General features: G+C 54.3%; 24 protein-coding genes. 16 read left to right on the top strand and 8 right to left on the bottom strand.

All coding sequences use genetic code 11. The features are described from left to right. Positions 1 to 66 precede the first annotated feature (66 nt). On the bottom strand, positions 67 to 2,550 hold the full coding sequence (plsB, locus tag J8X26_RS03875; RefSeq protein WP_152327436.1) for a glycerol-3-phosphate 1-O-acyltransferase PlsB: 2,484 nt from the start codon (positions 2,548 to 2,550) through the stop codon (positions 67 to 69). Between the two features lie 127 nt (positions 2,551 to 2,677). On the opposite strand from plsB, the gene J8X26_RS03870 reads away from it, so the two are divergent. The 3 genes from J8X26_RS03870 (at position 2,678) to J8X26_RS03860 (ending at position 4,373) form a co-directional block, all read left to right on the top strand. Continuing rightward, complete coding sequence (locus J8X26_RS03870; protein WP_152327435.1) at positions 2,678 to 3,046, top strand: diacylglycerol kinase; 369 nt, start codon at positions 2,678 to 2,680, stop codon at positions 3,044 to 3,046. Between the two features lie 119 nt (positions 3,047 to 3,165). After that, complete coding sequence (gene lexA, locus J8X26_RS03865) at positions 3,166 to 3,774, top strand: transcriptional repressor LexA (RefSeq protein ID WP_047605531.1); 609 nt, start codon at positions 3,166 to 3,168, stop codon at positions 3,772 to 3,774. A gap of 389 nt (positions 3,775 to 4,163) precedes the next feature. Beyond that, positions 4,164 to 4,373, top strand: coding sequence for a CsbD family protein (locus J8X26_RS03860; RefSeq protein ID WP_101074856.1), 210 nt, complete (start codon positions 4,164 to 4,166; stop codon positions 4,371 to 4,373). A gap of 195 nt (positions 4,374 to 4,568) precedes the next feature. Here the strand turns inward: J8X26_RS03860 and zur are convergent, their stop codons facing one another. Beyond that, positions 4,569 to 5,078 carry a zinc uptake transcriptional repressor Zur gene (gene zur, locus J8X26_RS03855; RefSeq protein WP_152327434.1) on the bottom strand — a complete coding sequence of 170 codons (510 nt, stop codon included), beginning with the start codon at positions 5,076 to 5,078 and terminating at the stop codon, positions 4,569 to 4,571. 99 nt (positions 5,079 to 5,177) lie between these two features. Then, complete coding sequence (locus tag J8X26_RS03850; protein ID WP_208950209.1) at positions 5,178 to 6,374, bottom strand: ROK family transcriptional regulator; 1,197 nt, start codon at positions 6,372 to 6,374, stop codon at positions 5,178 to 5,180. Positions 6,375 to 6,483: 109 nt separating this feature from the next. Between J8X26_RS03850 and J8X26_RS03845 the strand changes: the two genes are divergently transcribed. The 5 genes from J8X26_RS03845 to pspG all read left to right on the top strand — a co-directional run bounded on the left by J8X26_RS03845 (position 6,484) and on the right by pspG (position 13,698). Beyond that, entirely contained in the window at positions 6,484 to 9,738 is a 3,255-nt protein-coding gene (locus tag J8X26_RS03845; RefSeq protein WP_208950208.1) for a DUF5107 domain-containing protein, read from the top strand. Between the two features lie 12 nt (positions 9,739 to 9,750). Next, entirely contained in the window at positions 9,751 to 10,656 is a 906-nt protein-coding gene (locus J8X26_RS03840; RefSeq protein WP_208950207.1) for an aldose 1-epimerase, read from the top strand. 13 nt (positions 10,657 to 10,669) lie between these two features. Then, positions 10,670 to 12,109, top strand: a complete 1,440-nt coding sequence (locus J8X26_RS03835) for a sugar porter family MFS transporter (protein WP_208950206.1) — start codon at positions 10,670 to 10,672, stop codon at positions 12,107 to 12,109. Positions 12,110 to 12,216: 107 nt separating this feature from the next. Beyond that, the gene (dusA, locus tag J8X26_RS03830) at positions 12,217 to 13,260 is read left to right on the top strand and encodes a tRNA dihydrouridine(20/20a) synthase DusA (protein ID WP_374101265.1); all 1,044 of its coding nucleotides are present in this window, start codon (positions 12,217 to 12,219) and stop codon (positions 13,258 to 13,260) included. A 201-nt stretch (positions 13,261 to 13,461) separates the two neighbouring features. Beyond that, positions 13,462 to 13,698, top strand: a complete 237-nt coding sequence (gene pspG / locus J8X26_RS03825) for an envelope stress response protein PspG (RefSeq protein ID WP_152327427.1) — start codon at positions 13,462 to 13,464, stop codon at positions 13,696 to 13,698. Between the two features lie 379 nt (positions 13,699 to 14,077). Here pspG and J8X26_RS03820 read toward each other — a convergent pair whose 3' ends face one another. Beyond that, positions 14,078 to 15,067 (bottom strand): quinone oxidoreductase, encoded by a 990-nt coding sequence (locus tag J8X26_RS03820; RefSeq protein WP_152327426.1) that lies wholly within the window; start codon positions 15,065 to 15,067, stop codon positions 14,078 to 14,080. A gap of 193 nt (positions 15,068 to 15,260) precedes the next feature. On the opposite strand from J8X26_RS03820, the gene dnaB reads away from it, so the two are divergent. Both dnaB and alr read left to right on the top strand, forming a co-directional pair. Beyond that, on the top strand, positions 15,261 to 16,667 hold the full coding sequence (gene dnaB / locus J8X26_RS03815; protein ID WP_101074864.1) for a replicative DNA helicase: 1,407 nt from the start codon (positions 15,261 to 15,263) through the stop codon (positions 16,665 to 16,667). A 171-nt stretch (positions 16,668 to 16,838) separates the two neighbouring features. Continuing rightward, positions 16,839 to 17,918 carry an alanine racemase gene (gene alr, locus J8X26_RS03810; protein ID WP_208950205.1) on the top strand — a complete coding sequence of 360 codons (1,080 nt, stop codon included), beginning with the start codon at positions 16,839 to 16,841 and terminating at the stop codon, positions 17,916 to 17,918. A gap of 3 nt (positions 17,919 to 17,921) precedes the next feature. Here alr and J8X26_RS03805 read toward each other — a convergent pair whose 3' ends face one another. Then, the gene (locus J8X26_RS03805; RefSeq protein WP_165061239.1) at positions 17,922 to 18,701 is read right to left on the bottom strand and encodes a transporter substrate-binding domain-containing protein; all 780 of its coding nucleotides are present in this window, start codon (positions 18,699 to 18,701) and stop codon (positions 17,922 to 17,924) included. A 250-nt stretch (positions 18,702 to 18,951) separates the two neighbouring features. Between J8X26_RS03805 and J8X26_RS03800 the strand changes: the two genes are divergently transcribed. Together J8X26_RS03800 and J8X26_RS03795 are read left to right on the top strand one after the other, a co-directional pair. Beyond that, positions 18,952 to 19,416, top strand: a complete 465-nt coding sequence (locus J8X26_RS03800; protein WP_165061242.1) for an Lrp/AsnC family transcriptional regulator — start codon at positions 18,952 to 18,954, stop codon at positions 19,414 to 19,416. A gap of 265 nt (positions 19,417 to 19,681) precedes the next feature. Beyond that, positions 19,682 to 20,314 carry a YitT family protein gene (locus J8X26_RS03795; RefSeq protein ID WP_165061245.1) on the top strand — a complete coding sequence of 211 codons (633 nt, stop codon included), beginning with the start codon at positions 19,682 to 19,684 and terminating at the stop codon, positions 20,312 to 20,314. 65 nt (positions 20,315 to 20,379) lie between these two features. Here the strand turns inward: J8X26_RS03795 and J8X26_RS03790 are convergent, their stop codons facing one another. Continuing rightward, complete coding sequence (locus tag J8X26_RS03790) at positions 20,380 to 21,129, bottom strand: 3-oxoacyl-ACP reductase family protein (protein ID WP_152327420.1); 750 nt, start codon at positions 21,127 to 21,129, stop codon at positions 20,380 to 20,382. A 128-nt stretch (positions 21,130 to 21,257) separates the two neighbouring features. Here J8X26_RS03790 and J8X26_RS03785 point away from each other — a divergent pair, with 128 nt between their 5' ends. The 3 genes from J8X26_RS03785 to J8X26_RS03775 all read left to right on the top strand — a co-directional run bounded on the left by J8X26_RS03785 (position 21,258) and on the right by J8X26_RS03775 (position 24,135). Continuing rightward, the gene (locus tag J8X26_RS03785; protein WP_165061249.1) at positions 21,258 to 22,202 is read left to right on the top strand and encodes a LysR family transcriptional regulator; all 945 of its coding nucleotides are present in this window, start codon (positions 21,258 to 21,260) and stop codon (positions 22,200 to 22,202) included. A 116-nt stretch (positions 22,203 to 22,318) separates the two neighbouring features. Next, a complete protein-coding gene (locus J8X26_RS03780; protein WP_152327418.1) occupies positions 22,319 to 23,512 on the top strand; it encodes an amino acid aminotransferase in 1,194 nt (397 codons plus the stop codon). Positions 23,513 to 23,781: 269 nt separating this feature from the next. Continuing rightward, the gene (locus J8X26_RS03775) at positions 23,782 to 24,135 is read left to right on the top strand and encodes an MmcQ/YjbR family DNA-binding protein (RefSeq protein ID WP_152327417.1); all 354 of its coding nucleotides are present in this window, start codon (positions 23,782 to 23,784) and stop codon (positions 24,133 to 24,135) included. On the opposite strand, the gene J8X26_RS03770 is transcribed toward J8X26_RS03775, so the two are convergent. Continuing rightward, on the bottom strand, positions 24,117 to 25,037 hold the full coding sequence (locus J8X26_RS03770; protein ID WP_208950204.1) for a pyridoxamine 5'-phosphate oxidase family protein: 921 nt from the start codon (positions 25,035 to 25,037) through the stop codon (positions 24,117 to 24,119). The two genes, J8X26_RS03775 and J8X26_RS03770, sit on opposite strands and share 19 nt — an antisense overlap. 6 nt (positions 25,038 to 25,043) lie before the next feature. Next, positions 25,044 to 25,664, bottom strand: a complete 621-nt coding sequence (locus J8X26_RS03765; protein ID WP_208950203.1) for a glutathione S-transferase family protein — start codon at positions 25,662 to 25,664, stop codon at positions 25,044 to 25,046. A 101-nt stretch (positions 25,665 to 25,765) separates the two neighbouring features. Between J8X26_RS03765 and J8X26_RS03760 the strand changes: the two genes are divergently transcribed. Continuing rightward, positions 25,766 to 26,695 carry a LysR family transcriptional regulator gene (locus tag J8X26_RS03760; RefSeq protein ID WP_152327414.1) on the top strand — a complete coding sequence of 310 codons (930 nt, stop codon included), beginning with the start codon at positions 25,766 to 25,768 and terminating at the stop codon, positions 26,693 to 26,695. Positions 26,696 to 26,706: the final 11 nt, after the last annotated feature.

The following is a 26,706-nucleotide window of genomic DNA, read 5'->3' as shown; positions in this document are numbered from 1 at the left end:
CGCCCGGTCTTTTTATAAGCCCGGGCGTTTTGCTTTATGGCGTTACCGCAATGATTTTAACGTCAATCAGTGATCGGTATCGCGCACGTCCATTTTAGGCTCAGCCGGAGGTTCTGTCGGTTGCGGCAGTTCCGAAGGCATACCTGCGCTTTCAATGGTGAGCTTGATATCCGGCGTCATCAAATCGCTGAGCATGATGTAAATCTCTCGCGTTTGCTCCTGAATCGCATCACCGCTGTCACTGATATAGCCCTCAGCGCGTAACGTGCCGACGAGCGTCGAGAACACCGCTTTGTCGAAGAATTCTGGCGCATTGATACCGTGAAGTACGGACAAACGCTGCGCCATAATCCGGCTCTCTTTTTCCAGCGCACCACGGTTGATGCTTGGATTATTGGTGAGCAGGGAGAAGGTGATCGCGTAGCGTTGCAGCGTTTCACGCACACCTGCGGCCAGCAGTTGCAACGTGCGGATACGCGCCGGGTTAAGCGTCAGTTCGTCGTCTTCCAGATGAATGATTTGCTGACGAGCCAGTTCCAGCGTCAGGACATCCAGCACCTGCGGCAGCTCCGACTTATCGAAATACATAAACAGTTCAGCTTTGAGCATCGGGTAAATCAGCTCTACCTGACGCAGCAATTCAGCACGACTCACATGGCGGTGGTGCATCACGATACTTGAAATCAGCGACGGCAAAACCAGCATATGGTGGATGTTGTTGCGGTAATACGTCATCAGCACCGCTTGTTCGCGCGGCAGAACGATGATGTCGCCGATATTGTCTTTCTCGACCTGGAACTTGTTCATGTTCAGCGCGTGATCGAGCAGCTGATCGGCGCTCAGATCAGGCACAGTCGAATCCGCGTTATAAGGTACGTTACGCAGCAATTGCAGATAGCAGTCGATTTGTTCGATCAGCTGTTCGCGGGTCAGTGAGCGCTGTCGTGATGCCAGCAGCGCGGTACAACACAGGTTCATGGCATTGGCTGCCGCTGAGTTGTTGATACGCACCATGATCTGCTCTGCCAGATCCTGCACCGTTGGCGTCAGCCAGCTTGGACGTTGCGCTTCGATAGGATCGATTGCTTCACGCCAGGTCGGCACATTCTGGTTCAGGTACGTGGTCAGATGCAGCGGCTCACCGAAATTGACATAACCCTGGCCAAGGTTGCGCAGTTTGCGTAGACCATTGAGCATCTGGGTCAGGCTTTCTTTTTCTTTGGTCGCACCGCGCAATTCTTTAGCATACGTGCCCACTTCCATCACGTGCTCATAACCGATGTAAATCGGCACTAACGTAATCGGACGTGAACCGCCGCGCAGCATGGCCTGAATGGTCATCGCCAGCGTACCGGTTTTGGGTTCCAGCAGGCGTCCGGTGCGTGAACGACCCCCTTCGACAAAGTATTCGACCGAATAACCACGGCTGAACAACTCGCCCAGATATTCACGGAAAACGGTGGAATAGAGTTTGTTGCCTTTAAAGGTACGACGAATGAAGAACGCGCCAAGACGGCGGAAAATCGGACCGGCTGGCCAGAAATTCAGGTTGATACCGGCAGCGATATGCGGCGGCACCAGCCCCTGGTGATAGAGCACGTAAGACAACAGCAGGTAGTCCATATGACTGCGGTGGCAGGGCACATACACAATTTCCTGACCATCCAGCGCCAGCTGACGGACACGCTCAGCATTGTTGACGTTGATGCCTTTATATAAGCGGTTCCACGTCCAGCTCAGCACACGGTCCGACAGACGCACGGCCTCATAAGAGAAATTCGCCGCGATTTCTTCCATCAGCGCGATAGCATTCTGCTGGGCTTTTTCATGGGAAATTTTCTTGCTGCGGGCTTCGTCTTCAATCGCTTTTTCGATGGCCTTGGAAGCCAGCAGCTTATTGAATAAATCCTGACGAGCTGGAAGGCGCGGGCCAACTGCCGCCAGACGCTGGCGGGAGAAATGCATGCGCGCCACGCGTGCCAGTTTCTGAGCGATAGTTTTGTCTGTACCGTGTTCCGTCGCCATATAGCGCAGGGAAACGGTATTAGAGAAACGAACAAAACTGTCACGTCCGAGCCACAGCACGGCGAAGAATTTCTGGATGCCATTCAGCACGCGCAGATGCGGCGTATCATCCTGACCTTCCCGGCCCGGCGCACGACCAAACATCACGGAAACTGGCAGCATTTGAATGTCTAAATCCGGATTGTTGCGATGCAAATCCAGATAGTCGTGGAACAGCTTTACGGATTCCTGCTTCGGCGTGTAATAAGAGAATACGCGCGGGCCTTCAGCAATGAAAACATGGCTTGGCAGCAGGGTTCCGTCGATTTCCAGCGGAATAAGAGGGTCGGGCAGATTCTCGGCCAGACATTGCGCACGCAACGTCAGCAAGTCTGCTTTGGAGTTATAAGGCAATACGTACAAAATCGGGCGCGTCGGGTCTAAATGCAACTCGGTAACCGGATCTGAAGGTATGACCTTGCTCTTTACCAGCAATGAGAGTGGTAAATTCAATAATGTGTAATAAAGTCTACGCCAACCTGACATAAAAACGTGAAGCCTCTTGTTAGCAATTTCGCCGCAAGGATACCAGAAAGCTCAGATGAGATCTGTGGTGATGCGATACCATATAACAGCTAAAATGCTGCAAACACTCAAAGGATCAGTACCCGAAATGGCGAACCAAGTCACCGGATTTACCCGAATTTATAAAGCAGCCGGATATTCCTGGAAAGGATTGAAAGCCGCATGGCAAAATGAAGCGGCTTTTCGCCAGGAAGCCAGCGTCGCTATCCCGCTAATTTTGTTATCTTTCTGGCTGGATGTCAGCAGTATAGAACGTATCCTGCTGATTGGCTCCGTCGTGCTGGTGTGTGTGACTGAACTGCTTAACAGCGCCATTGAATCCGCGATTGACCGCATCGGGCCTGAGTTTCACGTCCTGTCTGGACGTGCGAAAGATATTGGCTCCGCCGCCGTACTTCTGACCATCATATTGGCGATTTTTGTCTGGGTCAGCATCTTTTGGCCGCGATGGTTCTGATCTGGAACCTGTATTCCAGGAATTGTCGTTATGCCCTGTTTTTATTCAATCTTAGGTTTTCATTGCCCGTTTAGCTGTATATACTCACAGCAAGACTGTATAAACAACCAGGGGGCGGAATGAAAGCTTTAACGACCAGACAACAAGAGGTCTACGACCTTATTCGCGATCATATCTCCACCACCGGTATGCCACCGACCCGCGCAGAGATTGCATCCCGTCTGGGGTTCCGTTCCCCGAACGCGGCGGAAGAACACCTGAAAGCGCTGGCGCGTAAAGGCGTTATCGAGATCGTTTCCGGTGCTTCGCGCGGTATTCGTCTGCTGATGGAAGAAGAAGAAGGTTTACCGCTGATTGGCCGCGTTGCCGCCGGTGAACCGCTGCTGGCTCAGCAGCACATCGAAGGACATTACCAGGTCGATCCGGCCATGTTTAAACCGAGTGCGGATTTCCTGCTGCGCGTCAGCGGGATGTCGATGCGTGATATCGGTATTCTGGATGGTGACCTGCTGGCAGTACACAAAACGCAGGACGTCCGTAACGGGCAGGTTGTCGTTGCGCGTATTGATGATGAAGTCACGGTCAAACGCCTGAAGAAACAGGGCAGTGTTGTTCAGCTGTTGCCTGAAAACAGCGAATTCCAGCCGATTGTGGTTGATTTGCGTGAACAGAATTTCAGCATTGAAGGTCTGGCGGTTGGCGTTATCCGCAACGGCGACTGGATCTAATCTGCGCTTAAGTTCTACGTTGCAGGTGCATTGGCCGCCTCTGACGCGCCTGTAAATATCAGTATCTCATCGCCCCGTTTTGGGGCGATATTGTTTGAAGCTGCTAATAAACTTTCCCGATAAAATCCTTTTTCTCACGTGTTATCCGCTGCGTTGCCTGTTTAGAGCAAATACCGGATTTGCACTCTCTGTGCTCTGAATTACCGGCCTTTTTCAGTCAGACAGATTCCAATTCCACGTTATATCCTGCTTTGGATTAATCCTAATAGTGGTTTTTATCCCTGTTTTGGGAAGACGAATCCGCATTCTCTACTAAGCTTTGAAGTGTTAAGGACGGGCTGCCAGCAAACGTGCAGCTCCACAACCCAAGGTAACAGGAGATATTTATCATGAATAAGGACCAAGCCGACGGTAACTGGAAGCAGTTCAAAGGGAAAGTGAAAGAACAGTGGGGTAAGCTGACTGATGACGACCTGACAGTCGTTGAAGGTAAACGTGATCAGCTGGTAGGTAAGATTCAGGAGCGATATGGCTATCAGAAGGATCAGGCCGAGAAAGAGCTCAAGGATTGGGAATCGAAAAACAAATATCACTGGTAACACGCGACTCCCCCTCGCGTATCAGTGACGTATCCTGAGTTATTGCTGCTCCTACCCGGAACACTTTCAGGATACGGGTACAAGGATGTACCCAACCTTCAACATCTTCCTTCTACACCTTAAATTATCCGTTCAGCTGCGTTAAAACCCTTCCGCTTTACGCCTTTTGAAATTCCATCAAAAACACCTGATTTCTCAGCGTTTTTTTACCACAATACTGTGGTCGTGTTCGCAATGATCGTGGCTGTCGCAGGTTTCAACAACTTTGCATTCGGCACATAAGCCATGTGCTTCAACGACCGAATGACGCAACTCAAAACCAGATTCAAGCGCCAGTTTCGCCAGACGTTCTTCAATGCCGTCTGTGGTTTTTTCCGTGACCAGCCCGCAGCGGTCACAGATAAACAGCGCTGAAGTGTGGCTCGGCTCTTCGAAATGATGGCAAAGCACATAGCTGTTAGCCGATTCAACCCGATGAATAAACCCTTGTTCCAGCAGAAAATCCAGCGCCCGGTAAACCGTTGGCGGTTTGGCCTGTGGTTCGCTGACGCGCAGCAGATCCAGCAAGTCATAGGCGCTGATCGCACCGGGTTGTTGCGCCATCAGTCGCAAAACTTCCAGCCGCTGCGGTGTAAGACGAACATTGCGCTGCTGGCAAAGTTCTTCAGCTTGTGAAAGTAATTTTTCCGGATTATTCAGGGTCATAGCAACATTCTCTGAGCGCAGATTGGGATAAATAGGCCACATCATGCAGCCATTCTTAATTTTATCATGCTTCAGCCAGATCGACGAATTATGCGCCGCTCAGCCCGCCATACCTTCCAGCGCTTTTTCCACATACAGGTAACCAATACCCATAATTTGCTGCTCGCGGCTTAGCGTGCCGGGCGCAATGTGTGTCGCCTGCGTTTTGACATGATCGGTTCTGTCAAACGGGTTCAGCCCGCTCTGTGCGCGGACGGCGTTCAGCCAGACGTCGCCGAATCCGCAACTGCGACCGTACAGATAAATACGGTTAATGTTCAAAATATTGAGGAAATTATACAGGCTCAGTCCCAGCGCCCGCGCACCCTCCATCACCTGCGCGCAAAGTGCCGCGTCGCCCTGATGAAACCGGTCAATCAGCTCCTGCGTGCCCGGTGTGCGTGGTGGCTGCAAAGGATTCTCTGTCACGATAAGCTGCCGGGCTTTTTTCTTCAGCGCCGACAGCGAAGCCAGCGTTTCCAAGCAACCGTAGCGACCACAGGCGCAGCGGCTGCCCTGCGGATCGACAATCGTGTGCCCGAGTTGCCCGCTGCCAAAAAGGCTGCCGCGATAAATCTGCTGATTGATCACGAAAGAAGATCCGATGCCGTAATCGACGTTGATCACGCAAAAATCATGCTGGTCGTTCGCGTGCTGCCACTTCTCGGCCAGCGCCAGCATGATGCAGTCGTTATCCATCAGGATTTCGGTTTGCAACTTCTCTTCGAGCAAATATTTAATCTCGATTTCGCCGGTCCACGGTGCTTGCGGCATGCGCTGAGACACGCCAGTAGTCGGATTCACCTGCCCGTGGATCGCCAGTGCCAGCCGGATTTTAAGGCCGGGGAATTTCTTCCGATACTGATGAAAACAGGCTTCGATCTGCGCCAGCATCGCTTCCGGCGTTTTGACCGCAATATCCGTCAGCTGGTAGCCGCTCAGCGGCAAAATCAGCCGGTTCACCAGAATGCTCTCGATGCGATAAGGCGTGATGTTCATGCACAAGATCGTGCTGTCATCCGTGGCGACCTGATAACTTCCTCCGCCAAGCCCGCGGGAATGCAAATTCACCGGATTATGGGTGATCAGTCCGTCGTTTTGCAGATCATCAAGGATCTTGCTGATAGCCGGGATCGACAGATGTGAAAGCCGCGACAGCGTTGATTTACTGGTATTTTTCTCCCGGTAAAGCAACGTCATCAGCACCTGCTTATTAAACTGACGTACCCGCAGATTGTTCAATCCTTCCATCGGCATTTACTAAACCCCGTTTACTGAATTGCGTGACCGTAGCGGATCCGCGTCTTTTGTACGTTGCGTAGACTCTCGAAATTGATATTTCGGTATGACGTATTGAGGACAAATCATGAGCGGAACAGTAAAAGTCTGGCAGGAAGCGGTGGATTTACCGACCTGGTTAACAGGGAAACAGGACACGCACCCGATGTTTCTGGCGCACCGGGTGTATCAGGGCTCGTCCGGCGCGGTCTATCCGTACGGCGTGACCGATACGCTGACCGGTGAGAAAGTCATGAAAACCTATCAGGCGCTGTATCTGGAAAATGATTATATCAAAATCATGTTGTTACCCGAGCTTGGCGGGCGTGTACATCGCGCCTGGGACAAAGTAAAACAGCGTGATTTTGTCTATTACAACGAAGTCGTGAAACCGGCACTGGTCGGCTTGCTCGGGCCGTGGATTTCCGGCGGCATTGAATTTAACTGGCCGCAACATCACCGCCCGACCACTTTTATGCCTATAGACTTCACGATTGCCGAGCAGGAAAACGGCGCGAAAACGGTCTGGATGGGCGAGGTTGAGCCGATGCGCGGTTTGCAGGTGATGACCGGTTTCACGGTGTATCCGGACAAAGCGTTGCTGGAAATCAGCGCGAAAATTTACAACGGCAATCCAACGCCGCGCCATTTCCTGTGGTGGGCGAACCCCGCGGTCACCGGCGGCGACGGTCATCAGAGCGTATTCCCGCCGGACGTCACCGCGGTTTTCGATCACGGCAAACGCGACGTCTCGTCATTCCCGATAGCCACCGGCACTTACTATAAAGTGGATTACTCGGCAGGCACCGATATCTCGCGCTACAAAAACATCCCGGTGCCGACTTCATACATGGCGGATAAATCTGACTACGACTTTGTCGGCGCGTATGACCACGATCAGCAGGGCGGATTACTGCACATCGCCGACCATCATGTTTCGCCGGGCAAAAAACAGTGGACGTGGGGGAACTGCGATTTTGGCCGTGCGTGGGACAGAAATCTCACTGACAACAACGGGCCGTACATCGAACTGATGACCGGCGTCTTCACCGATAATCAGCCGGACTTCACCTGGCTGGATGCATATGAAGAGAAATGTTTTGTGCAAAACTTCCTGCCTTACAGCGGGTTAGGTACGGTGCAGAATGCTTCTGAGCAGGCAGTAGTTAAGCTTGAACGTCACGGAGATACACTCAAGTGGGGCGTGTACGCCGTCAGTCCGTTGCAGGCCGCACGACTGGAAATCGCCGGTGAGAAGGACAGCGAACTTGTGTTCGAAGACGCGATAAACCTGCAACCGGGCGAAGTGATTCAGGGCGAGCTGCGCGGCGAATTTCCGGCGCGCCTGCGGTTACGTTTGCTGGATAAACAGGGTGCTGAATTGCTGACCTATCAGGAGCATCAGGCCGAAGAAATGCCGCTGCCCTCGCCGGCAACCGCGCCGTTGCCTGCGGCGGAGGTTACTTCTGCCGATGAAGCCTGGTTTATCGGCCAGCATCTTGAGCAGTATAACCACGCCAGTCAGGGCGCAGAGAACTACTACCGGCGCGGCGTGGCGCTCGATCCGCTGAATTATCGCTGCAATCTGGCGCTGGCGACGCTGGAATACAACCGGGCGAATTTTTCTCAGGCTGTCACTCTGGCGGATGCCGCACTGAGCCGTGCGCACCGGCTGAATAAGAATCCGCAATGCGGCCTGGCGAGCCTGATCCGCGCCAGTGCGCTGGCACAAACCGACGATTTTGATGCCGCGTTTGACGGTTATTACCGTGCTATATGGAGCGGTAACGCCAAACCGGGCGGGTACTTCGGGCTGGCGCAGATTGCGACCCGCCGCCAGCAGTTCACGCAGGCGCTGAATTTCTGTGAGCAGGGGCTGGCGACGCAGGCTAATCATTACGGGCTGATTGGCCTGAAAGCTTTGTTGCTGTGCCTCAGCGGGCAGGATGCGCGTCCGTTTATCGACACACATTTGCAGCAATATCCGCTTCACTACCTTCTGCATTTTTTACGCTATCACCTTGCGCCGGACACCGGCGCTGCGACTGAGCTGCACCGTGTTACCGGGCGTCGTGGTGAAAATGCCATGAATATCGCCATCCAACTTAAGGAGTGCGGGCAGGATTTGCTGGCGCGGGAAGCCCTGCGTGTGCTCGACAGTCAGGAAACACTGCCGCTGTATTTACGTGCGAGCCTTGAGGACGAAGGGCGCGAAGCCTTGTGTCAGGCGGCGCGGCGCGTTTTCCCGGACAGGGTTCGTTTCCCGCAATGGCTGGCGGAAGTTCGCCTGCTGGGTGCATTCCCCGATGACGCCTTTGCCCTGCATCTTCTGGCCTCTTTCCATTACAGCAAAGGCAATACCTCTGCCGCCGTGACCTGCTGGCAGCGCTGTCTGACGCTTGAACCAGACTTCGCCGATGCATGGCGCGGGCTGGGAATTTATGCGTGGAACCACCAGCACGATGCCGCCGAAGCGCGCCGCTGTCTTGAAGAAGCCTGTCGGTTACAGCCGCAGGATGCGCGTTTGTTATTTGAATCTGATTTGCTGAACCGGCTGGCCGGTATCCCGCCGCAAATCCGTCTCGCGCGGCTGGAGAAGTTACTGCCGGTGGCGACACAACGTGACGATCTGACCGCCGAATTGCTCGGCCTGTATAACCTCAGCGGTCAGTTACAGCCCGCGAAAGCTCTTCTGGCCGACCGGCAGTTCCATCCGTGGGAAGGTGGCGAAGGGCGGATCACCGGACAATATCTGATAAATAAACAGCTGCTGGCCTTTGAAGCGCTGAATGCCGGAAACGCAGTTGCAGCGCAGGCTTTGCTGCTGTCGGCGCTGGAATATCCGCATAACCTCAGCGAAGGGCGGCTGGTCGGGCAGACCGACAATGACATCTGTTTCTGGCTGGGCGTCTGCGCGCAAAAACTACAGCAGCATAAGCAGGCGCAGGCGTGGTTTGAGCGCGCGGCGGCCGGTGATAAAGGCATGGGCGAGCGGCGCTATTACAACGATCAGCCGGTCGATTATCTGTTCTATCAGGGAATGGCGCTGCGCAAACTTAACGATCCGGCGCAGAGTCGTCAGGTCTTCACGCAGATGCTGGAATGGGCCGCCAGTGCGGAAACACAGCCGGTCACCGACGACTTCTTTGCTGTGTCATTGCCGGATTTGGTGGTGCTGACCGGCGACCGTCAGAAAGACCATCGCATCCACTGTTTGCTGGTGAAAGCGCTGGCGCTGCGCGGGCTGAACGACGACGGTTCCGATGATGTGCTGCAACAGATTTTTGCGCTGGATCCGTCCTGTGCGAAAGCGCATCTCTTCTCGCAACTGCCTGACTGTTAACCGGAGAAAATCATGCGGCTCTGTTCTCTGGAAAACCACCATCTTGCGCTGACTGTGTCGTCTTCGGGCGGCACGATTTTACAGCTTAGCGCAAGACGCTCCGGCGGGGATTTTCCGCTGCTGCGCCCGGCCATGCTCAGTGACGAAACACCCGCGGCGCAGTCTGCGTGTTTTCCGCTGGTGCCGTTCGGCAACCGGCTGAAAGGGAATGCGTTCAGCTTTGAAGGGAAAACGTACTGTTTGTCGCCCAATACCGCCGATGCGCATTACCTGCACGGCGATGGCTGGCTGGCGGAGTGGGACTGTATTTTTCAGGGCGCGGAGTCACTGACGCTGGCTTTTGAGCATCACAGCGACAGCTATTGTTATCGCGCCGAACAGCGTTTTTTGCTCGCCGGCGACCGGCTGGAGGTGACGATGACCGTCACCAATCTGGCCGATTATGCACTGCCTTTCGGACTGGGCTGGCATCCGTTTTTCCCGCTGACGGCGTCCACCCGTTTGCAGGCTGTCGCTTCGGGTTACTGGCAGGAAGAGGCGCAATGTGTGGCGGGGAAACATCATCAAAATTTGCCCGCTGATCTGGATTTTTGTACATCCCAGCCCTTGCCGCGCCGCTGGGTGAATAATGGATTTTCCGGCTGGAATGGTTCGGCTGATATCGTCTGGCCGGATGCCGGACAGCAATTACGGCTGACCACTCAACCGGCCTGCCCGGTGTATTTCCTGTTTATGTCAGATACCCGTTTCGACCCCGGCTATCAGCACGATTTTTTCTGCATTGAACCCATGACCCATGCGGCAAATGACCATCATTTGCCGGGCGGTGGCTCGCTGACGGTTTTATCTCCGGGCGCTCACCTGACACAGCAAATGTCGCTGCAGTGTATTGCACTGTGCGGCGACGAACATGCCTGAATGAGGAATGATTATGTCTGACTCACAAGCTTTGAATATGCCCTACGTATGGATGATTTGCCTGGTGGCTGCCTGCGGCGGCTTGCTGTTTGGTTATGACTGGGTGGTGATCGGGGGAGCCAAGCCTTTTTACGAGGCGTATTTTGGCATCACCGACGCCGCGATGTCCGGCTGGGCGATGAGCTCCGCCTTGCTGGGCTGCGTGCTGGGCGCCGCGGTTTCCGGTTCGCTTTCTGACCGGTTTGGCCGTCGCCTGCCGCTGATTATCGCTGCGGTCTTATTTACCGCTTCCGGTATCGGCACGGCACTGGCATTCAATTTCGACTCCTTTGTTTTCTGGCGTATTGCGGGCGGTGTCGGTATCGGTCTAGCCTCCGCGCTGGCACCGGTTTACATCGCCGAAATCAGCCCGGCAGAAAAACGCGGCCGCTTTGTCGCCGTCAATCAGCTGACCATTGTGCTCGGCGTTCTGGCCGCACAACTGATTAACCTGATGATTGCTGAACCCGTGGCATCTGCCGCCGCGCAGGCCGATATTTTGCAAAGCTGGAACGGACAAACCGGCTGGCGCTACATGTTTGGTGCGGAAGCCATTCCGGCGGCAGTCTTTTTAGTGCTGATGTTTGTGGTGCCTGAATCCCCGCGCTGGCTGGCGAAAGCGAACCGTTATGCGCAGGCCGAAAAGGTTTTGGGCCGCATCGGTTCTGCCGGATATGCGCGTTCAACGCTGGCGGATATCCGCCGTTCTCTCGGTTCTGAAAGCCAGAAAGTGCCGTTCTCGGCGCTGTGGGAACCGCGCGTCCGACCGATTGTGCTGATGGGTATTGTGCTGGCGGTTTTCCAGCAGTGGTGCGGCATCAATGTGATATTCAACTATGCGCAGGAGATTTTTGCGTCTGCCGGATTTGATATCAACGACACGCTGAAATCGATTGTCGCCACCGGCCTCATCAACCTGATTTTCACGCTGCTGGCGTTGCCGCTGGTGGACAAAATCGGGCGTCGTCGTCTGATGCAGCTCGGTTCAGCGGGCCTGACCGTGATTTATATTCTGATCGGGCTGGCCTACACCTTTGGCGTGATGGGATTACCGGTGTTGCTGCTTGTGCTGGTGGCCATCGCGATTTACGCCATGACGCTCGCGCCGGTAACCTGGGTATTGTTGTCTGAAATCTTCCCGAACCGTGTGCGCGGCAACGCTATGGCGGTCGGTACGCTGGCGCTCTGGATTGCCTGTTTCTTCCTGACGTATACCTTCCCGCTGATGAACGCGGCGCTGGGCGCGGCGGGCAGCTTCTTTATCTACGCGGTGATTTGTCTGGCGGGCTGGATTTTCATTCAATGCAAAGTGCCGGAAACGCGCGGTGTCACGCTGGAAGTGCTGGAGCAGCGTCTGAGCCGTACCGCCGCAGAGCGAAAAACCGACGATGCGGCCGTGTCGCAAAGCCGCTAAACCGGGCAAGATGCCGAATGTTTGTTCTGTGGTATAATCAGCGATTAACTTCCCTCTGGCCGCCGTGCCGGAGGGAGCGCCATGAACCCTCAGCGAATGTCAGGCCGATGTCAGAAACTCAACACGCAATGCCCCAAAACGCCATGTCCACAACCCAGCCATATTCCGCTCAGCGTTTTTCCGTTGCGCCTATGCTCGACTGGACCGACCGACACTGTCGCCATTTCCACCGACTGATGACTGGCCAGACATTGCTGTACACCGAAATGGTCACTACCGGCGCGATTATTCATGGCAAAGGTGATTATCTGGGCTTTGGCAATGAAGAACATCCGGTGTCTTTGCAGCTGGGCGGCAGCAATCCGGCCGATCTGGCGCACTGCGCGAAGCTGGCAGAAGAACGCGGCTATGACGAGATCAACCTGAACGTCGGTTGTCCGTCGGATCGTGTGCAGAACGGTATGTTCGGTGCCTGCCTGATGGGTCAGGCGTCGCTGGTGGCGGACTGCATTAAAGCGATGCGCGATGTGGTGTCGATTCCGGTCACTGTCAAAACCCGTATCGGGATTGACGATCAGGACAGCTACGAATTCCTCTGCGATTTCATCCGTCAGGTGTCTGAAAACGGCGGCTGCGATACCTTTATCATTCATGCCCGTAAAGCCTGGCTTTCCGGCCTGAGCCCGAAAGAAAACCGTGAAATCCCGCCGCTGGATTACCCGCGTGTTTATCAGCTCAAGCGTGATTTCTCTCATCTGACGATGGCGATTAACGGCGGCATCAAAACGCTGGAAGAAGCCAAAACGCATCTGCAACATATGGACGGCGTGATGGTGGGCCGCGAAGCTTATCAGAATCCCGGCATGTTGCTGAATGTGGATCGCGAGCTTTTTGGTTCCGACGCGCCGCTGAAAACCGGGCCGGATATTATCCGCGCACTGTATCCGTATATCGAAGCGGAGCTCAGCAAAGGCACGTATCTCGGCCACATTACCCGCCATATTCTGGGCCTGTTCCAGGGCGTGCCGGGTGCGCGTCAGTTCCGCCGTCATCTCAGCGAAAACGCGCATAAAGCGGGCGCCGGCATTGATATCGTTGAGCAGGCGCTCTCGATGGTGAGCCAGCAGCAGGAAGCCCCCGTTCAGGCGTAAGCGTCTTCAAACCGACGTGAGCAAATTCACTATCAGTTAGTCAGATTAACTATTTTTTCGCAGGCCGTTTGCGCCTGCGAAAAAATTCCCCCTGTTAAATCAGTTAATTATCAATCCCGTCACACTGGCACGTTTCTTGTAATAGCTTACCCGTGTTCTGACATCACGTCTTATTGCACATGGCTTATTAAGGAGCACCCGATGCTGGAAATTCTCTTCGTGCTTGGTTTTTTCTTTATGCTGATGCTGACCGGCATTTCCCTGCTGGGCATGGTGGCAGCGCTGATCGTGGCATTTGGTCTGATGATGTTGGGCGGCTTCTTTGTGATTGTTATTAAAATGTTGCCGTGGCTGATTTTAGCGGTCGCTGCAGTCTGGATTTACCGGACATTTATCCGGCCTGACGAACCAAAATATCGCCGTCGCCGCCTGCCATAAAAAATTCGCAAGATAAGTCGTTTTCATAACTTCATGAAATAGAAAAGGTTGATGGCGGCGTTTTGAGCACAAAAAAATGTAAACGTTACATCTATAACTTTTACTTATGTGCTAGCGATCACAAGCTGGATCAGAATGTGCGGTCGAAATGCATAAATCATATTTTTTAACATGGGTGACTGTTAGGATGGAATTCATACGTGGTCAGCAGGCCGCAAACTGAATTCATCAAGTCCGGTGAGGCACACAATAGTCACACAAGTGACACCGCCCTCCGGATTTACCCGGCAGTACCCTACAGCAGTACCCGTCTGAACTCAGAGGTCGTCTGTATCAGGCAGTAAAAAAGGCTTCCATCCGGAAGCCTTTTTTGCGTCTGTTACTTGCCCGGGATCAGCAGGCTTGAGCCTTGCGTGATGCGGCTTTCCAGCGTTTCGTGGGCGCGTTTAGCTTCGGAGAGCGGGAATTTCTGCGCGTCGCTGACGTCCACTTTTATCGCGCCGCTGGCAATCAGCGAAAACAGCTCGCCGCTGGCCTGGGCCAGTTCTTCGCGATTGGTTACGTAGCCATTAAGCGAAGGGCGCGTGACGAACAGCGAACCTTTCTGATTCAGGATCGCCAGATCCACGCCTTTCACCGGCCCGGACGCATTCCCAAAGCTCACCAGCAAACCGCGGCGCTTCAGGCTGTTCAGGGATTTTTCGAAGGTGTCTTTGCCGACAGAATCATAAACCACGCCGACTTTCTCGCCGTTGGTCAGTTCGGCCACGCGGGTGGCGATATCTTCTTTCTGATAGTTAATCGTCGCCCAGGCACCGGCTTCTTTGGCGCGAGCGGCTTTTTCATCAGAACCGACAGTCCCGATCAGTTTTACGCCCAGCGCTTTTGCCCACTGGCTGGCAATCAGCCCGACACCGCCTGCGGCAGCGTGGAACAAAATGGTTTCGCCCGCCTGCACTTCATACGTCTGGCGCAGTAAATAGTAAACCGTCAGCCCTTTCAGGAATGACGCCGCCGCCTGTTCAAAGCTGATGGCATCCGGCAGCAGGGCGATTTTCTCCTGCGGTACGTTATGGATTTCGCTGTAAGCGCCGAGCGCTGACTGCGCATACACCACGCGGTCGCCCGGTTTAATGCCGGTCACGTCGCTGCCGATTTTGGTGACAACGCCTGCCGCTTCGGTACCCAAACCGGCCGGGAAACTGGCTGGCGGATACAAACCGCTGCGCACATAGGTATCGATGTAGTTAATACCAATGGCTTTGTTCTCAACCTGAACTTCACCGGCCTTAGGTTCTTGTGGCTGATAATCAACGTATTGCAGAACGTCAGGTGTACCTGTTTCAGAAAACTGGATGCGCTTTGCCATGTTTTTCCCTCGTGATGGAGTCTGATTTCAACCCTAGGCTAAATGGCCGGGACAATCCAGATTTTAGGCACAGCCGGTTAATACCCTTTTGAAATGAGACATGACAACCTATACTAACGCGCACGTTGCGCTTCTGATTTTCGGAAGTCCGACGCTCATAAAACAGGCGCTTACAGCAGGAACAAATCCACAGATGGCAGCAAAAAAACCGACCAATCAACAGAACGAAACCCGCGATCGTCAGATGGAAGGCCTGAAGCTTCCGCCGCATTCGCTGGAGGCTGAGCAATCCGTTCTGGGCGGGCTGATGCTGGACAACGAACGCTGGGATAACGTCGCGGAGCGCGTGGTCAGCAATGACTTCTTCAGCCGTCCGCATCGCCTGATTTTCACCGAAATGCAGCGTTTGCTGGAAATGAGCAAACCGATCGACCTGATTACGCTGTCCGAATCGCTCGAACAAAAAGGCGATTTAGACTCGGTCGGTGGTTTCGCTTATCTGGCAGAACTCTCTAAAAACACCCCAAGTGCGGCAAACATCGGGGCTTATGCCGATATCGTGCGCGAACGTGCCGTTGTGCGTGAAATGATTTCAGTCGCCAACGAAATCGCCGACGCCGGTTATGATCCGCAAGGTCGCAGCAGCGAAGACCTGCTCGATTTAGCCGAGTCCCGCGTATTCCAGATTGCCGAAAGCCGCGCCAGTAAAGACGAAGGCCCGAAAAGCATCGACCGCATTCTGGAAAGTACCGTTTCGCGTATCGAAGAACTGTTCCAGCGCCCGCACGATGGCGTGACGGGCGTATCGACCGGTTATGCGGATCTCGATAAGAAAACCGCCGGTCTGCAAAAATCTGACCTGATTATTGTGGCGGCGCGTCCGTCGATGGGTAAAACCACGTTTGCGATGAACCTCGCCGAAAACGCAGCGATGATGCAGGATAAACCGGTCTTAATCTTCAGTCTGGAGATGCCCGGCGACCAGATCATGATGCGTATGCTGGCGTCGCTTTCCCGCGTCGACCAGACCAAAATCCGTACCGGCCAGCTCGACGATGAAGACTGGGCGCGTATTTCCAGCACCATGGGAATTTTGCTCGAAAAACGTAACATGTATATCGATGATTCCTCCGGTCTGACGCCAACTGAAGTCCGTTCCCGCGCACGCCGTATTTTCCGTGAGCACGGCGGTCTGAGCCTGATCATGATCGACTACTTACAGCTGATGCGTGTTCCGGCGCTGTCCGATAACCGTACGCTGGAAATCGCCGAAATCTCCCGCTCGCTCAAAGCACTGGCGAAAGAATTGCAGGTGCCGGTGGTGGCGCTGTCGCAGCTGAACCGAAGTCTGGAGCAACGCGCCGACAAACGTCCGGTCAACTCCGACTTGCGTGAATCCGGCTCCATCGAGCAGGACGCCGACTTAATCATGTTCATCTATCGTGACGAGGTTTATCACGATAACAGTGAAGAAAAAGGCATTGCGCAGATCATCCTCGGTAAGCAACGTAACGGCCCGATCGGCACCGTTCGCCTGACGTTTAACGGGCAATGGTCGCGGTTTGATAACTATGGCGGCCCGCAATACGACGAAGACTAATTGTGCGGGGCTATCTTGCTTGCCATTTTGCCTTCGGGCAGTGCTCACTTGTTGTGGCAAAACCAGCTCATGTACTTGCGTGTACACTCTGGTTTTTCCGCGCTGGCCGAATGCAAACTTCGCCCCTTTAGCCTGTTAAAACCCCAAAAAATTCACATTAAAGGACTCAAAATGAAAGCGGCTACGGCTGTCATTGATCGCCGCGCTCTGCGACACAATCTGCAACGGGTGCGTCATCTGGCGCCACAAAGTCGTCTCGTTGCGGTCGTGAAAGCAAACGCTTATGGGCACGGTCTACTGGAAACGGTGCACAGCTTGCAGGATGCCGATTATTACGGCGTGTCCCGGCTCAGCGAGGCGTTATCGCTGCGCAAATCCGGCATTGTTAAACCCATTCTCCTGCTCGAAGGTTTCTTCTCACCGGATGAATTGCCGCTGCTGGTGGAACATCAGCTCGATACCGCCGTTCACAGCATCGAACAGCTCGACGCTCTGGAAAACGCGCAGCTGGCGCGCCCGCTGAATGTCTGGCTGAAACTCGATACCGGAATGCACCGTCTGGGCGTGAGCCCGGCGCAGGCAGAGACGTTTTATCAGCGCCTCAGCGCCTGCAAAAATGTTGTTCAGCCGGTCAATATGATGAGCCATTTCTGCCGTGCCGATGAGCCGGAAAGCGATGCCACGCCGAAGCAACTGGCCTGTTTTAATGCGTTTGCCGCCGGTAAGCCGGGGCAAAAATCGATTGCCGCTTCCGGCGGGATCCTGCTCTGGCCGCAGTCGCATATGAGTCTGGTGCGTCCGGGGATTATCCTTTACGGCGTATCGCCGCTGGAAACCGGAGACGCCAGCGATTTTGGCCTGCAACCGGCGATGACGCTGACCTCCAGCCTGATTGCGGTGCGCGAGCATTTCGCCGGTGAACCGGTCGGTTACGGCAGCACCTGGACCAGCGATCGCGACACCCGTCTGGGCGTGGTGGCGATGGGGTATGGCGACGGTTATCCGCGCAGTGCGCCGAGCGGAACGCCGGTGCAGGTCAATGGCCGCATCGTGCCGCTGGTCGGACGCGTTTCGATGGACATGATCACGGTGGATTTAGGGCCGGACGCGACGGATAAAGTCGGCGATGAAGTCATCTTCTGGGGGCCAGTTCTGCCGGTTGAACGCGTTGCGCAGGCAACCGGCATCAGTGCGTATGAACTGGTCACGCAGCTCAGCGAAAGGGTTTGCCGCCAGTATATTGGCGACTGACATTTACTTCTTCACCGCCAGCCACTGGCTGACAATTTGCTGATATTCGCCGGTGGCTTTACTCAGGTGAAGCCACTGGTCGACATACATCTTCCAGCTAATATCATCACGCGGCAGCATGTAGGCTTTCTCGCCATATTGCAGCGGCTTTTTCGGGTTCACCGCACACAGTTTCGGATAGCGTTTCTGCTGATACAACGCTTCGGACGCATCGGTAATCATCACGTCTGCTTTCTTATCCACCAGCTTCTGGAAAATCGTCACGTTATCGCTCAGCGTCAGCGTGCCTTTTGGCAGATGGCTGTGAACAAACGCTTCATTGGTGCCACCCGCCGGTTCAATCAGGCGAACGGAAGATTTATTCAGCTGCTCAACGGTCTGGTATTTCCGCACGTCTTCGCAACGCACCAGCGGAATTTTCCCGTCCTGATCCAGCACATTGGCGAACCATGCTTTTTGCTGGCGTTTCAGCGTGACTGAAATACCGCCCATCGCGATATCACAATGCCCGGCGTTCATTTCATCTGGCAGCGATTTCCAGGTGACCGGCACCCAGGTCGGTTTTACGCCCAGACTGGCCGCCAGTGATTCTGCCATGGCGATATCAATGCCTTCGTACTGGCCGTCTTCTTTCAAAAAGGTGTACGGTTTGTAATCGCCGGTGGTACAGACATTCAGCGAGCCTTTCTGTAATACACGTTCAAGACGGGATGACGTGGCGTCTGCGTGGGCGAGTGCGGGTATTACGGCAAGAAATGCGAGAGGGTAGAGGATTTTTTTCATTATTCTTTCCTTGAGTTTAAATCACGCGCAAGTATAAGAAAAAACAGCCGATAAGTAATTAACCGATATATACCCGTCATACTTCAAGCTGTTTATGCGTTGGCTGCACCTGCTCACCCCAGTCACTTACTTGAGTAAGCTCCTGGGGATTCACGGCTTTGCCGCCTTCAAACAACTTGAATTAATTTGGGTATAGTCTTTGCAAAGTTAAATCACTTTATACAAAAATTAAAACGACAGGAAAGGTGCTATGTACAGCGTTGATGATTACGACCTGAAAATTCTGACCTTATTACAAGCTAACGGAAGACTGACTAATCAGGAATTAAGCGAACTGGTAGGATTGTCCGCATCACAATGCTCACGTCGCCGCATTGGTCTGGAACAGGCGCAGTTAATCCTCGGTTATCATGCACGTCTGGCTCCGGAAGCGCTCGGTCTGGGTATGATAGGTTTGATTGAAGTCAGACTTATCAACCATTTACCTGCGCAGGTTGACGCTTTCCACAGCATGCTCGGTGAAGTCGATGCCATAATCGACGCCTATAAAACCACCGGTGATGCGGATTATCTGCTGAAAGTGGCCGTCAAAGATTTGGCCGGTTTGAGCACATTGATCAGCCAAATCCTGTCTGTACACAAAAGTGTGGCGCACGTGAAAACCTCGGTTGTGCTTAACCGTTTAAAAGAAAACGGTCTTTTAACCTTAGCCTGATAAAAATAACGCCAGCGTAATAAATAAAACCCTCTGTTTATTACGCACTATTATGGTGACTTATTTTGGTGCGAATTCCCGTTTCTGGTGCATGAAAATGAATTAAAATGCGCAATCTGTGCATGTAAAGATTAATTAACGCGTCACAAAATCTTATTTTCGTTTTTTAATGCAAATTACGTGCGTAATTATTGCCTTAATTCCCCGTCTCCTTAATTATCACGAAAAGACTTTTGAGTATTTTTTTTTCGGGGAAAGGGGAATTATGGCAAGTTTAGACAATCTTAAGCCCGTCGCTGAACAACCGCACAGCGGGCACACGCTGGTTGAAGATGCGCTGGCGATTATCATCGGCACGCTGATGGTCTCGTTTGGCGTGGTGATGCTGCGTCAGGTCGGCGCGCTGACCGGCGGTACGGCGGGGATGGCGTTTCTGGCGCATTATATTTCGCACGTCTCATTCGGTACGGCTTTCTTTATTATCAACTTACCGTTCTATTATTTATCCATCCGCCGCATGGGCTGGCAGTTCACGCTGAAAACATTTGCGGCGGTGGCGCTGGTCTCGGTGTTCTCTGATTTGCACCCGCTGTTCGTTCACTTCGATCATCTCCAGCCTTTCTACGCCACGCTGTTTGCCAACGTCATCATGGGGATTGGCTTTATCGTCCTGTTCCGCCACAAAGCCAGCCTCGGCGGCGTGAATATTCTGGCGCTGTTTCTTCAGGATAAATACGGCATCCGCGCCGGTAAATTCCAGATGGGCGTCGACTGCTGCATCGTGCTGGCCTCGCTGTTTGTGGTCAGCTATGAAATGCTGATCGCCTCCATTCTGGGCGCGGTGATCGTCAATCTGATTATCGCCATGAACCACCGGCCGGGGCGTTACAGCGTCTGACGCAAAAAAAACGGCGCAGATTTCTGCACCGTTTTTGCTTTGTTTTTATGCCCGTCGTCGCCCTGTTATGCAGCGAAACCGCCGTCAATAGTCAGGCTGGAACCGGTGATATATCCCGCTTCCGGGCCAGCCAGATACGCGACGAAACCGGCGATTTCACTGTCTTTACCGTAACGATCCAGCGCCATAAAGCTCAGCATGCCTTCCGCCATTTCGCCGTCAGCCGGGTTCATATCAGTATCAACCGGGCCGGGTTGCAGGTTATTGACGGTAATGCCGCGCGGGCCTAAATCACGCGCCAGGCCTTTTGTCAGGCCGACGATCGCTGATTTGCTCATGGCATACACCGCGCCGCCCTGGAACGGGACGCGATCTGCGTTGGTACTGCCGATGGTGATGATGCGACCACCGTCAGGCATATGGCGCGCGGCCTGCTGGCTGGCAACGAAAACGCTGCGTACGTTAACCGCAATGGTGCGGTCGAAATCGTCAATGGTCAGCGCGTCCAGCTCCCCAAACGCCAGAATACCGGCGTTGTTGACCAGAATATCGATTTTACCGAAAGCCTGAGCGGCGTTGTCGATAGCTGAACGCACGCTGCTTTCATCGGCGCTGTCGGCTTTAATCGCAAGGGCTTTACCGCCGCTGGCTTCGATGGATTTCACCAGCGCCTGCGCTTTTTCGTCGGAAGAAACGTAGGTGAAGGCGACGCTGGCACCGTCATGGGCCAGACGCTTAACGATAGCGGCGCCGATGCCGCGTGATCCGCCCTGAACAAAAGCGGCTTTGCCTTGCAGTGATGGTTGAGTGGTCATTTTTGTGTGCTCCAAAACAGATGAGTTAATCGGGCTAGTGAACCGAGTATTCACCTGATCCGTGCGGTGAACTAGCCGGTAAACGCTATAATCATTTCAAACTAAAAGTTTGAAATCGGAGTCAACGGATGCTTGTTCACCTTGATTGTTTTGTGATCAGTGCAGATACCGGAAGTTTTTCTGCCGCCGCCCGACAGTTAGGGCTGACCTCCGCCGCCGTCGGGAAAAATGTCACCACGCTTGAAACTCAACTCGGCGTGCGTCTGTTTCAGCGTAGTACACGCAAGCTGAGACTGACGGAGGCCGGAGAGCGTTTTTTGCAGGAAGTTCGCGTCGGGCTGACCACGGTAAAAATGGCGATGAAAGGGCTTTCCACATCGACCGAACGTCCTTCCGGCGTCCTGAAAGTCAGCATGGGAACCTATTTTGGGATGCATTTTATTCTCCCGCTTCTGCCGGAATTTCTTCAGCGTTACCCGGATATTCAGCCGGACTGGGAGTTTGATAACCGCAAGATTGATCTGATTGGCGAACGCTATGACGCGGCGATTGGCGGCGGTTTCGATCTGCCGCAGGGTATTGTGGCCCGTGAACTTGCGCCGGTTCATGCCGTGCTGGCGGCGGCACCGGCCTATCTGAGCCAGCATCCGCCTTTTCTTGAGCCTGATGACCTGGCGCGCGGTGACGGAATCCGCATTCGCTCACCGCAAACCGGTAAGATCCGCAACTTTATGCTGCGCAATGCCGGTGGTCAGCAATCTGCCGTCGGGCTTCCCGTGTGCATGACGTTTAACGAGCCGGAGGCCTGCTGCCGGGCGGCAGAAATGGGGCTGGGAATTGTAATGGCAAATATACCGGATCTGCTTCCGGCGCTGGAAAGCGGCTCACTGGTGCGTGTACTTCCAGACTGGTATGCGGATGCGGGCGGGATTTTCCTTTACTTTCCGACACATAAATTGCTGCCTGCAAAGACCCGGGTATTTGTTGATTTTATTATTGAGAAATTTCGTGAGCACCATATTGCACGGCGCATTGATGCCCGCAGCAGCGGGCAAAAAACGCCCGAAAATTGACAACAATGTTGTCATCTTTTTTAACGAACTTTGATAGTCTGTGAAAGAGCAGCGATGCGCCGGTATGACTGGCGTGGATTGCCGCGCCACTCAACCAAACCAAGGAGATGTATACCGTGTTCCAACATGTTGATGCCTATGCCGGTGACCCGATTTTGTCGCTGATGGAAAGCTTTAAGACCGATCCAAGACAAGACAAAGTGAACCTGAGCATCGGTCTCTATTACGACGAGCAGGGTATTATCCCGCAACTGGCTGCGGTGGAAAATGCAGAAAACCAGCTGAACGCCGGGCCGCAATCTGCGTCAGTGTATCTGCCGATGGAAGGTCTGCCGGCATACCGCGCAGGCATTCAGGAACTGCTGTTTGGCGCGGAACATGCGGCGCTGAAACAACAGCGTATCGCCACCATTCAGACCGTCGGCGGCTCCGGCGCGCTGAAAGTCGGTGCGGATTTCCTGAAGTTCTACTTCCCGAATTCGGAAGTTTACGTAAGTGACCCGACCTGGGAAAACCACGTGGCTATCTTTGGTGGCGCAGGCTTCAAAGTGCATACGTATCCGTACTTTGACGCAGAAACACTGGGTGTGAATTTCACCGCGATGGTCGAACGCCTGAAAACCTTACCGGCGCAAAGCATCGTGCTGCTGCACCCGTGCTGCCATAACCCGACGGGTTCTGACCTGACGCCCGCGCAGTGGGATCAGGTGATTGAAGTCACCAAACAGCGCGAGCTGATCCCGTTCCTCGACATCGCTTATCAGGGCTTTGGCGCAGGTATTGATGAAGATGCTTACGCGATCCGCGCGATGGCGTCTGCCGGTGTGAACTGCTTCGTCAGCAACTCCTTCTCGAAGATTTTCTCCCTGTACGGTGAACGCGTAGGCGGATTGTCCGTGGTGTGTGAAGACAGCGAAGCCGCTGGCCGCGTACTGGGTCAGCTGAAAGCGACCGTGCGCCGCAACTACTCCAGCCCGCCGAATTTTGGTGCGAAAGTGGTGGCGAAAGTCCTGAGCGACAGCGCGCTGAACGCGCAGTGGAAAGCCGAAGTAGAGAAAATGCGCACCCGTATTCTCGAAATGCGCCACACGCTGGTCGACAGCCTGAAAGTCGCCTTGCCGGGTCGTGATTTCAATTACCTTCTGCAACAGCGCGGCATGTTCAGCTACACCGGTTTCAGCGAAGAACAGGTTGTCCGTCTGCGTGAAGAATTCGGCGTTTACCTGATCCTCAGCGGTCGCGTGTGCATGGCAGGCCTGAATCACCATAACGTGAAACAGGTGGCTGAAGCCTTCGCCGCCGTGCAGTAAATCCCCGTCATAATTCGGGCTGCTGCGGCGTGGGTTGCGCTCACTCACCCCGGTCACAGGGTACGTCCCTGTTTCCGGGGCTTCCTGAGCTTACCGCCTTGCTTCAGCCCGAATTATTTAGGGGAGTAAGCGTTGTTTAGGGCTGACAGCGATGTCGGCCCTTTTTTGTATTTGCGATCTCATCCCTTTCTTTTTCGCCATGTTGCTGCACACTAAATAGACGATTTCGGTAATGGAATTGTTCACCTCAGAGACGGAGAAAGGCAAAAATGACCAGTCTGGAATTGCTCGACTACTGCATGGGAAAACCCGGAGCAGAGCAAAGTACGCAGAACCCATACGGTGCGAATCAGATAAAAGTGGGCGGTGTGATGTTCGCGATGTTCTGCGATTGTCAGGGATTTGAAGCCGTTTCGCTGAAAACCAGCCTCGAAATGGCCGGAAAATTGCGGGCGGAACACACCTGCATTCTGCCCGGCGAGAACCTCAATAAAGCGCACTGGAATACGGTCGTGCTTGACGGTAGTTTGCCGAACTCTCAGCTTTATTCCCTGATCGACAGTTCCTACAAAATGGTCGTTTCCGCTTTGCCGGAGAACACCCGTCAGGAATTTGGCGTCTGATCGCCGGGCCACTGGCCGGTGCCCAGCGTCGCAGGTGAATAATCAGGCGCTTCTCCGCGCCACGGCAACGCTGCGCGAAAACGCCATACGCGGGTGATATCCAGGCTCCAGTAACGTTCCGCACCTGACGGACCGGGGATTTCTTCCGGCTGCCAGTGAATTCTGGTGTGCCCCTGTAAATGCAGAATATCGCCGCTGGCGAAATCGATAAACAGCAGCGCGGCGCGGGGCTCGGCCAGCAGATTTCCCAGCGTATTCATATACTGATTGCCCCGGTAGTCAGGCACCCACAGCCGGTTTCCCACCAGATGCGCAAACCCCGGCTGACCACCGCGATGCGACACATCGGTTCCACCATGCGCGTGGCTGGCGATGAAAAAAGTATCGGCACGCGCAATCAGCGCGCGGGCGTCTTCGTCCGGTTCCGTCATATCTTCCCGCGCGGGCAGTGGTTTGTGTACCGGGACGTCCGTCAGTTTGCGGATCTGAATATACTTCGGACAGTTGCCAAAACTCTGATCGATGAGGATCTCGATCCGGTTTTTGTCCATGCGGCCGATCCTGCCGTTTGCCCGGTTTCGTCTGCGGTTGGAGAAATCGATCCCCAGCGTGCCGACCTGTTTCCCAGGTTCCAGCGCGGCCTGCGCCGGATCGTCGGGGCGACGTGGCGCATTCACCCGCAGATGTTTGTCATCCGGGGCGCGGATAAAACCGGCGGGACCGGTCAGGATCGTCGCCACCGGCCAGCCATTTTGATCCAGCGTGGCGACAAACAGATAAGGCAGTGCGGCAAAAAACAACCGGTGCTGTTCCGGCATCGCCTCGCGTATTCCGTGCGAGGAAACATCAAACCCCGCCAGATCCTGCGCAAGGATTTCATCGGCATGGAATACGCTGTTCATGGCGGCTTACAACGCTCTTTCGGGCAACGGCGACGCAGGAAGCGGCGTGAAGCCCGGCAGATTTTCAATCCGTTTCAGCCAGCGGCGGATCGCCGGATAATCTTCCAGTGAAACACCGCCTTCCGGTGCCGCGGCGATATAGCTGTAGCAGGCCAGATCGCCAATTGTGACGCGGTCGGTCGCCAGAAACTCATGCGCTTCAACATGCTTTTCCAGCTGCGGCAGGAATTTTGCCGTCAGCGCCAGCGCGTAATCATAAGGTTCCGGTGCAGAAAATTGTTTCACCATCCGCGTTGAAGCCGGGCCAAAACGCACTTCACCGGCGGCGCGGGACAACCATTTCTGCACTTCCGCCGCTTTCAGCGGATTTTCCGGCAGCCAGTGACTGTCAGGCGCATAGCGTTTCACCAGATACACCAGAATGGCGTTGCTGTCGGTGATGATGTGTTCACCATCGACTAAAACAGGCACCTGTTGCAAAGGATTCAGGTGAGCAAATTCTTCGGTTTTGCGTTCGGCGGCACCGGCTTCTTTAAACTCAAAAGGCAGATTGAGCATCTTAAGCAATAAGGTGACGCGGTGGCAGTGGCCGGAAAGCGGCGTGCCGAAAAGCTGGATGGCGGGCATGGAATGTCTCCTTTGTCTGTGTCGTATAAACATTACTCTTGCGCAAAATGATTGTGATCCACGAAGATTGAAATTGAGTGTTTCACTTTGTGGAAGAATCTATGGACCGTTTGGATGAAATGGCGATTTTTGTCGCCGTACTTCAGTATGGCAGCCTGGCGGAAGCTGCCCGTAAACTTCACCGTTCGCCACCGGCGATCACGCGCGCGATTGCCTCGCTGGAACACCGATTCGGTGCGCGGCTGGTCGAGCGCACCACCCGGAGCCTGGCGCCGACAGAAGCGGGCGCACGTCTGGCCGAAAAAGCACGGTTGTTGCTCAGCCACTATCAGGACGCCGTGGAAGACACTGCTGAAACCCAGCTGAGCGGCCTGTTGCGGCTGACTGCGCCGGTTCAGTTCGGGCGTAAACACGTTGCGCCGCTGGTGATGGAATTTCTCGAACAGAACCCGGACATGCAGATTGAGATGATGCTCAGCGACCGGAATCTGGATCTCATCGATGAAGGGTTGGATCTGGCGGTACGCATCGGGCATCAGGAAGACTCGGGCAAAGTGGCGCGTAAAGTGGCGGAAGTTACCCGCGTGCTGGTCGCCAGCCCGGCGTATCTGGCGCAACACGCTCTGCCGCAGCATCCGTCAGATCTTGCGACGCATCAGACCATCATGGGCACGCTGCGCACGCAAATCCGTGAATGGCGGTTCGGGCCGCACGAAGACGATCTGCGCGTCCGGCTTTCGCCGCGTTTGCTGCTCAATGATGTCGAATCTCAGCTGCTGGCGGTGCGCAGCGGACGCGGAATTGCGCGGTTGTTGTCGTATCAGGTGAGCGAAGATTTGCAGGCTGGAAGCATGGTCCGGCTTCTGACGGATTTCGAACCGCTGCCACTGCCGGTTCAGCTGGTCGCGCAACAGGTACAGCAAATGCCACGCAAAGTCCGGACATTCTGGGATTTCGCCCTCCAGCGCCTGAGCGTGCTGCCGCAACTGCATCCTTTAAAGGGTGACGCGGGTCACGATCCTTTGTTGTAAAAATAACCTAC

This window comes from Rahnella sp. ChDrAdgB13, from assembly GCF_017655185.1.
Taxonomy (GTDB): Bacteria; Pseudomonadota; Gammaproteobacteria; order Enterobacterales; family Enterobacteriaceae; genus Rahnella; species Rahnella contaminans.
Note: the sequence above shows the minus strand (reverse complement) of the source record. Positions and strands in the feature narration are given on the sequence as shown.

What these genes read in the sequence shown, in the direction of transcription:
- J8X26_RS03805 (WP_165061239.1), bottom strand. Translation starts at nt 18,701, where the DNA reads ATGAAAAAAATCCTCTACCCTCTCGCATTTCTTGCCGTAATACCCGCA.
- J8X26_RS03765 (WP_208950203.1), bottom strand. Translation starts at nt 25,664, where the DNA reads ATGCCCGCCATCCAGCTTTTCGGCACGCCGCTTTCCGGCCACTGCCAC.
- J8X26_RS03760 (WP_152327414.1), top strand. Translation starts at nt 25,766, where the DNA reads ATGGACCGTTTGGATGAAATGGCGATTTTTGTCGCCGTACTTCAGTAT.
- pspG (WP_152327427.1), top strand. Translation starts at nt 13,462, where the DNA reads ATGCTGGAAATTCTCTTCGTGCTTGGTTTTTTCTTTATGCTGATGCTG.
- J8X26_RS03850 (WP_208950209.1), bottom strand. Translation starts at nt 6,374, where the DNA reads ATGCCGATGGAAGGATTGAACAATCTGCGGGTACGTCAGTTTAATAAG.
- J8X26_RS03820 (WP_152327426.1), bottom strand. Translation starts at nt 15,067, where the DNA reads ATGGCAAAGCGCATCCAGTTTTCTGAAACAGGTACACCTGACGTTCTG.
- plsB (WP_152327436.1), bottom strand. Translation starts at nt 2,550, where the DNA reads ATGTCAGGTTGGCGTAGACTTTATTACACATTATTGAATTTACCACTC.
- J8X26_RS03840 (WP_208950207.1), top strand. Translation starts at nt 9,751, where the DNA reads ATGCGGCTCTGTTCTCTGGAAAACCACCATCTTGCGCTGACTGTGTCG.
- J8X26_RS03800 (WP_165061242.1), top strand. Translation starts at nt 18,952, where the DNA reads ATGTACAGCGTTGATGATTACGACCTGAAAATTCTGACCTTATTACAA.
- lexA (WP_047605531.1), top strand. Translation starts at nt 3,166, where the DNA reads ATGAAAGCTTTAACGACCAGACAACAAGAGGTCTACGACCTTATTCGC.
- J8X26_RS03775 (WP_152327417.1), top strand. Translation starts at nt 23,782, where the DNA reads ATGACCAGTCTGGAATTGCTCGACTACTGCATGGGAAAACCCGGAGCA.
- J8X26_RS03795 (WP_165061245.1), top strand. Translation starts at nt 19,682, where the DNA reads ATGGCAAGTTTAGACAATCTTAAGCCCGTCGCTGAACAACCGCACAGC.
- J8X26_RS03790 (WP_152327420.1), bottom strand. Translation starts at nt 21,129, where the DNA reads ATGACCACTCAACCATCACTGCAAGGCAAAGCCGCTTTTGTTCAGGGC.
- J8X26_RS03860 (WP_101074856.1), top strand. Translation starts at nt 4,164, where the DNA reads ATGAATAAGGACCAAGCCGACGGTAACTGGAAGCAGTTCAAAGGGAAA.
- J8X26_RS03845 (WP_208950208.1), top strand. Translation starts at nt 6,484, where the DNA reads ATGAGCGGAACAGTAAAAGTCTGGCAGGAAGCGGTGGATTTACCGACC.
- J8X26_RS03835 (WP_208950206.1), top strand. Translation starts at nt 10,670, where the DNA reads ATGTCTGACTCACAAGCTTTGAATATGCCCTACGTATGGATGATTTGC.
- J8X26_RS03870 (WP_152327435.1), top strand. Translation starts at nt 2,678, where the DNA reads ATGGCGAACCAAGTCACCGGATTTACCCGAATTTATAAAGCAGCCGGA.
- zur (WP_152327434.1), bottom strand. Translation starts at nt 5,078, where the DNA reads ATGACCCTGAATAATCCGGAAAAATTACTTTCACAAGCTGAAGAACTT.
- J8X26_RS03770 (WP_208950204.1), bottom strand. Translation starts at nt 25,037, where the DNA reads ATGAACAGCGTATTCCATGCCGATGAAATCCTTGCGCAGGATCTGGCG.
- dusA (WP_374101265.1), top strand. Translation starts at nt 12,217, where the DNA reads ATGTCAGAAACTCAACACGCAATGCCCCAAAACGCCATGTCCACAACC.
- dnaB (WP_101074864.1), top strand. Translation starts at nt 15,261, where the DNA reads ATGGCAGCAAAAAAACCGACCAATCAACAGAACGAAACCCGCGATCGT.
- alr (WP_208950205.1), top strand. Translation starts at nt 16,839, where the DNA reads ATGAAAGCGGCTACGGCTGTCATTGATCGCCGCGCTCTGCGACACAAT.
- J8X26_RS03785 (WP_165061249.1), top strand. Translation starts at nt 21,258, where the DNA reads ATGCTTGTTCACCTTGATTGTTTTGTGATCAGTGCAGATACCGGAAGT.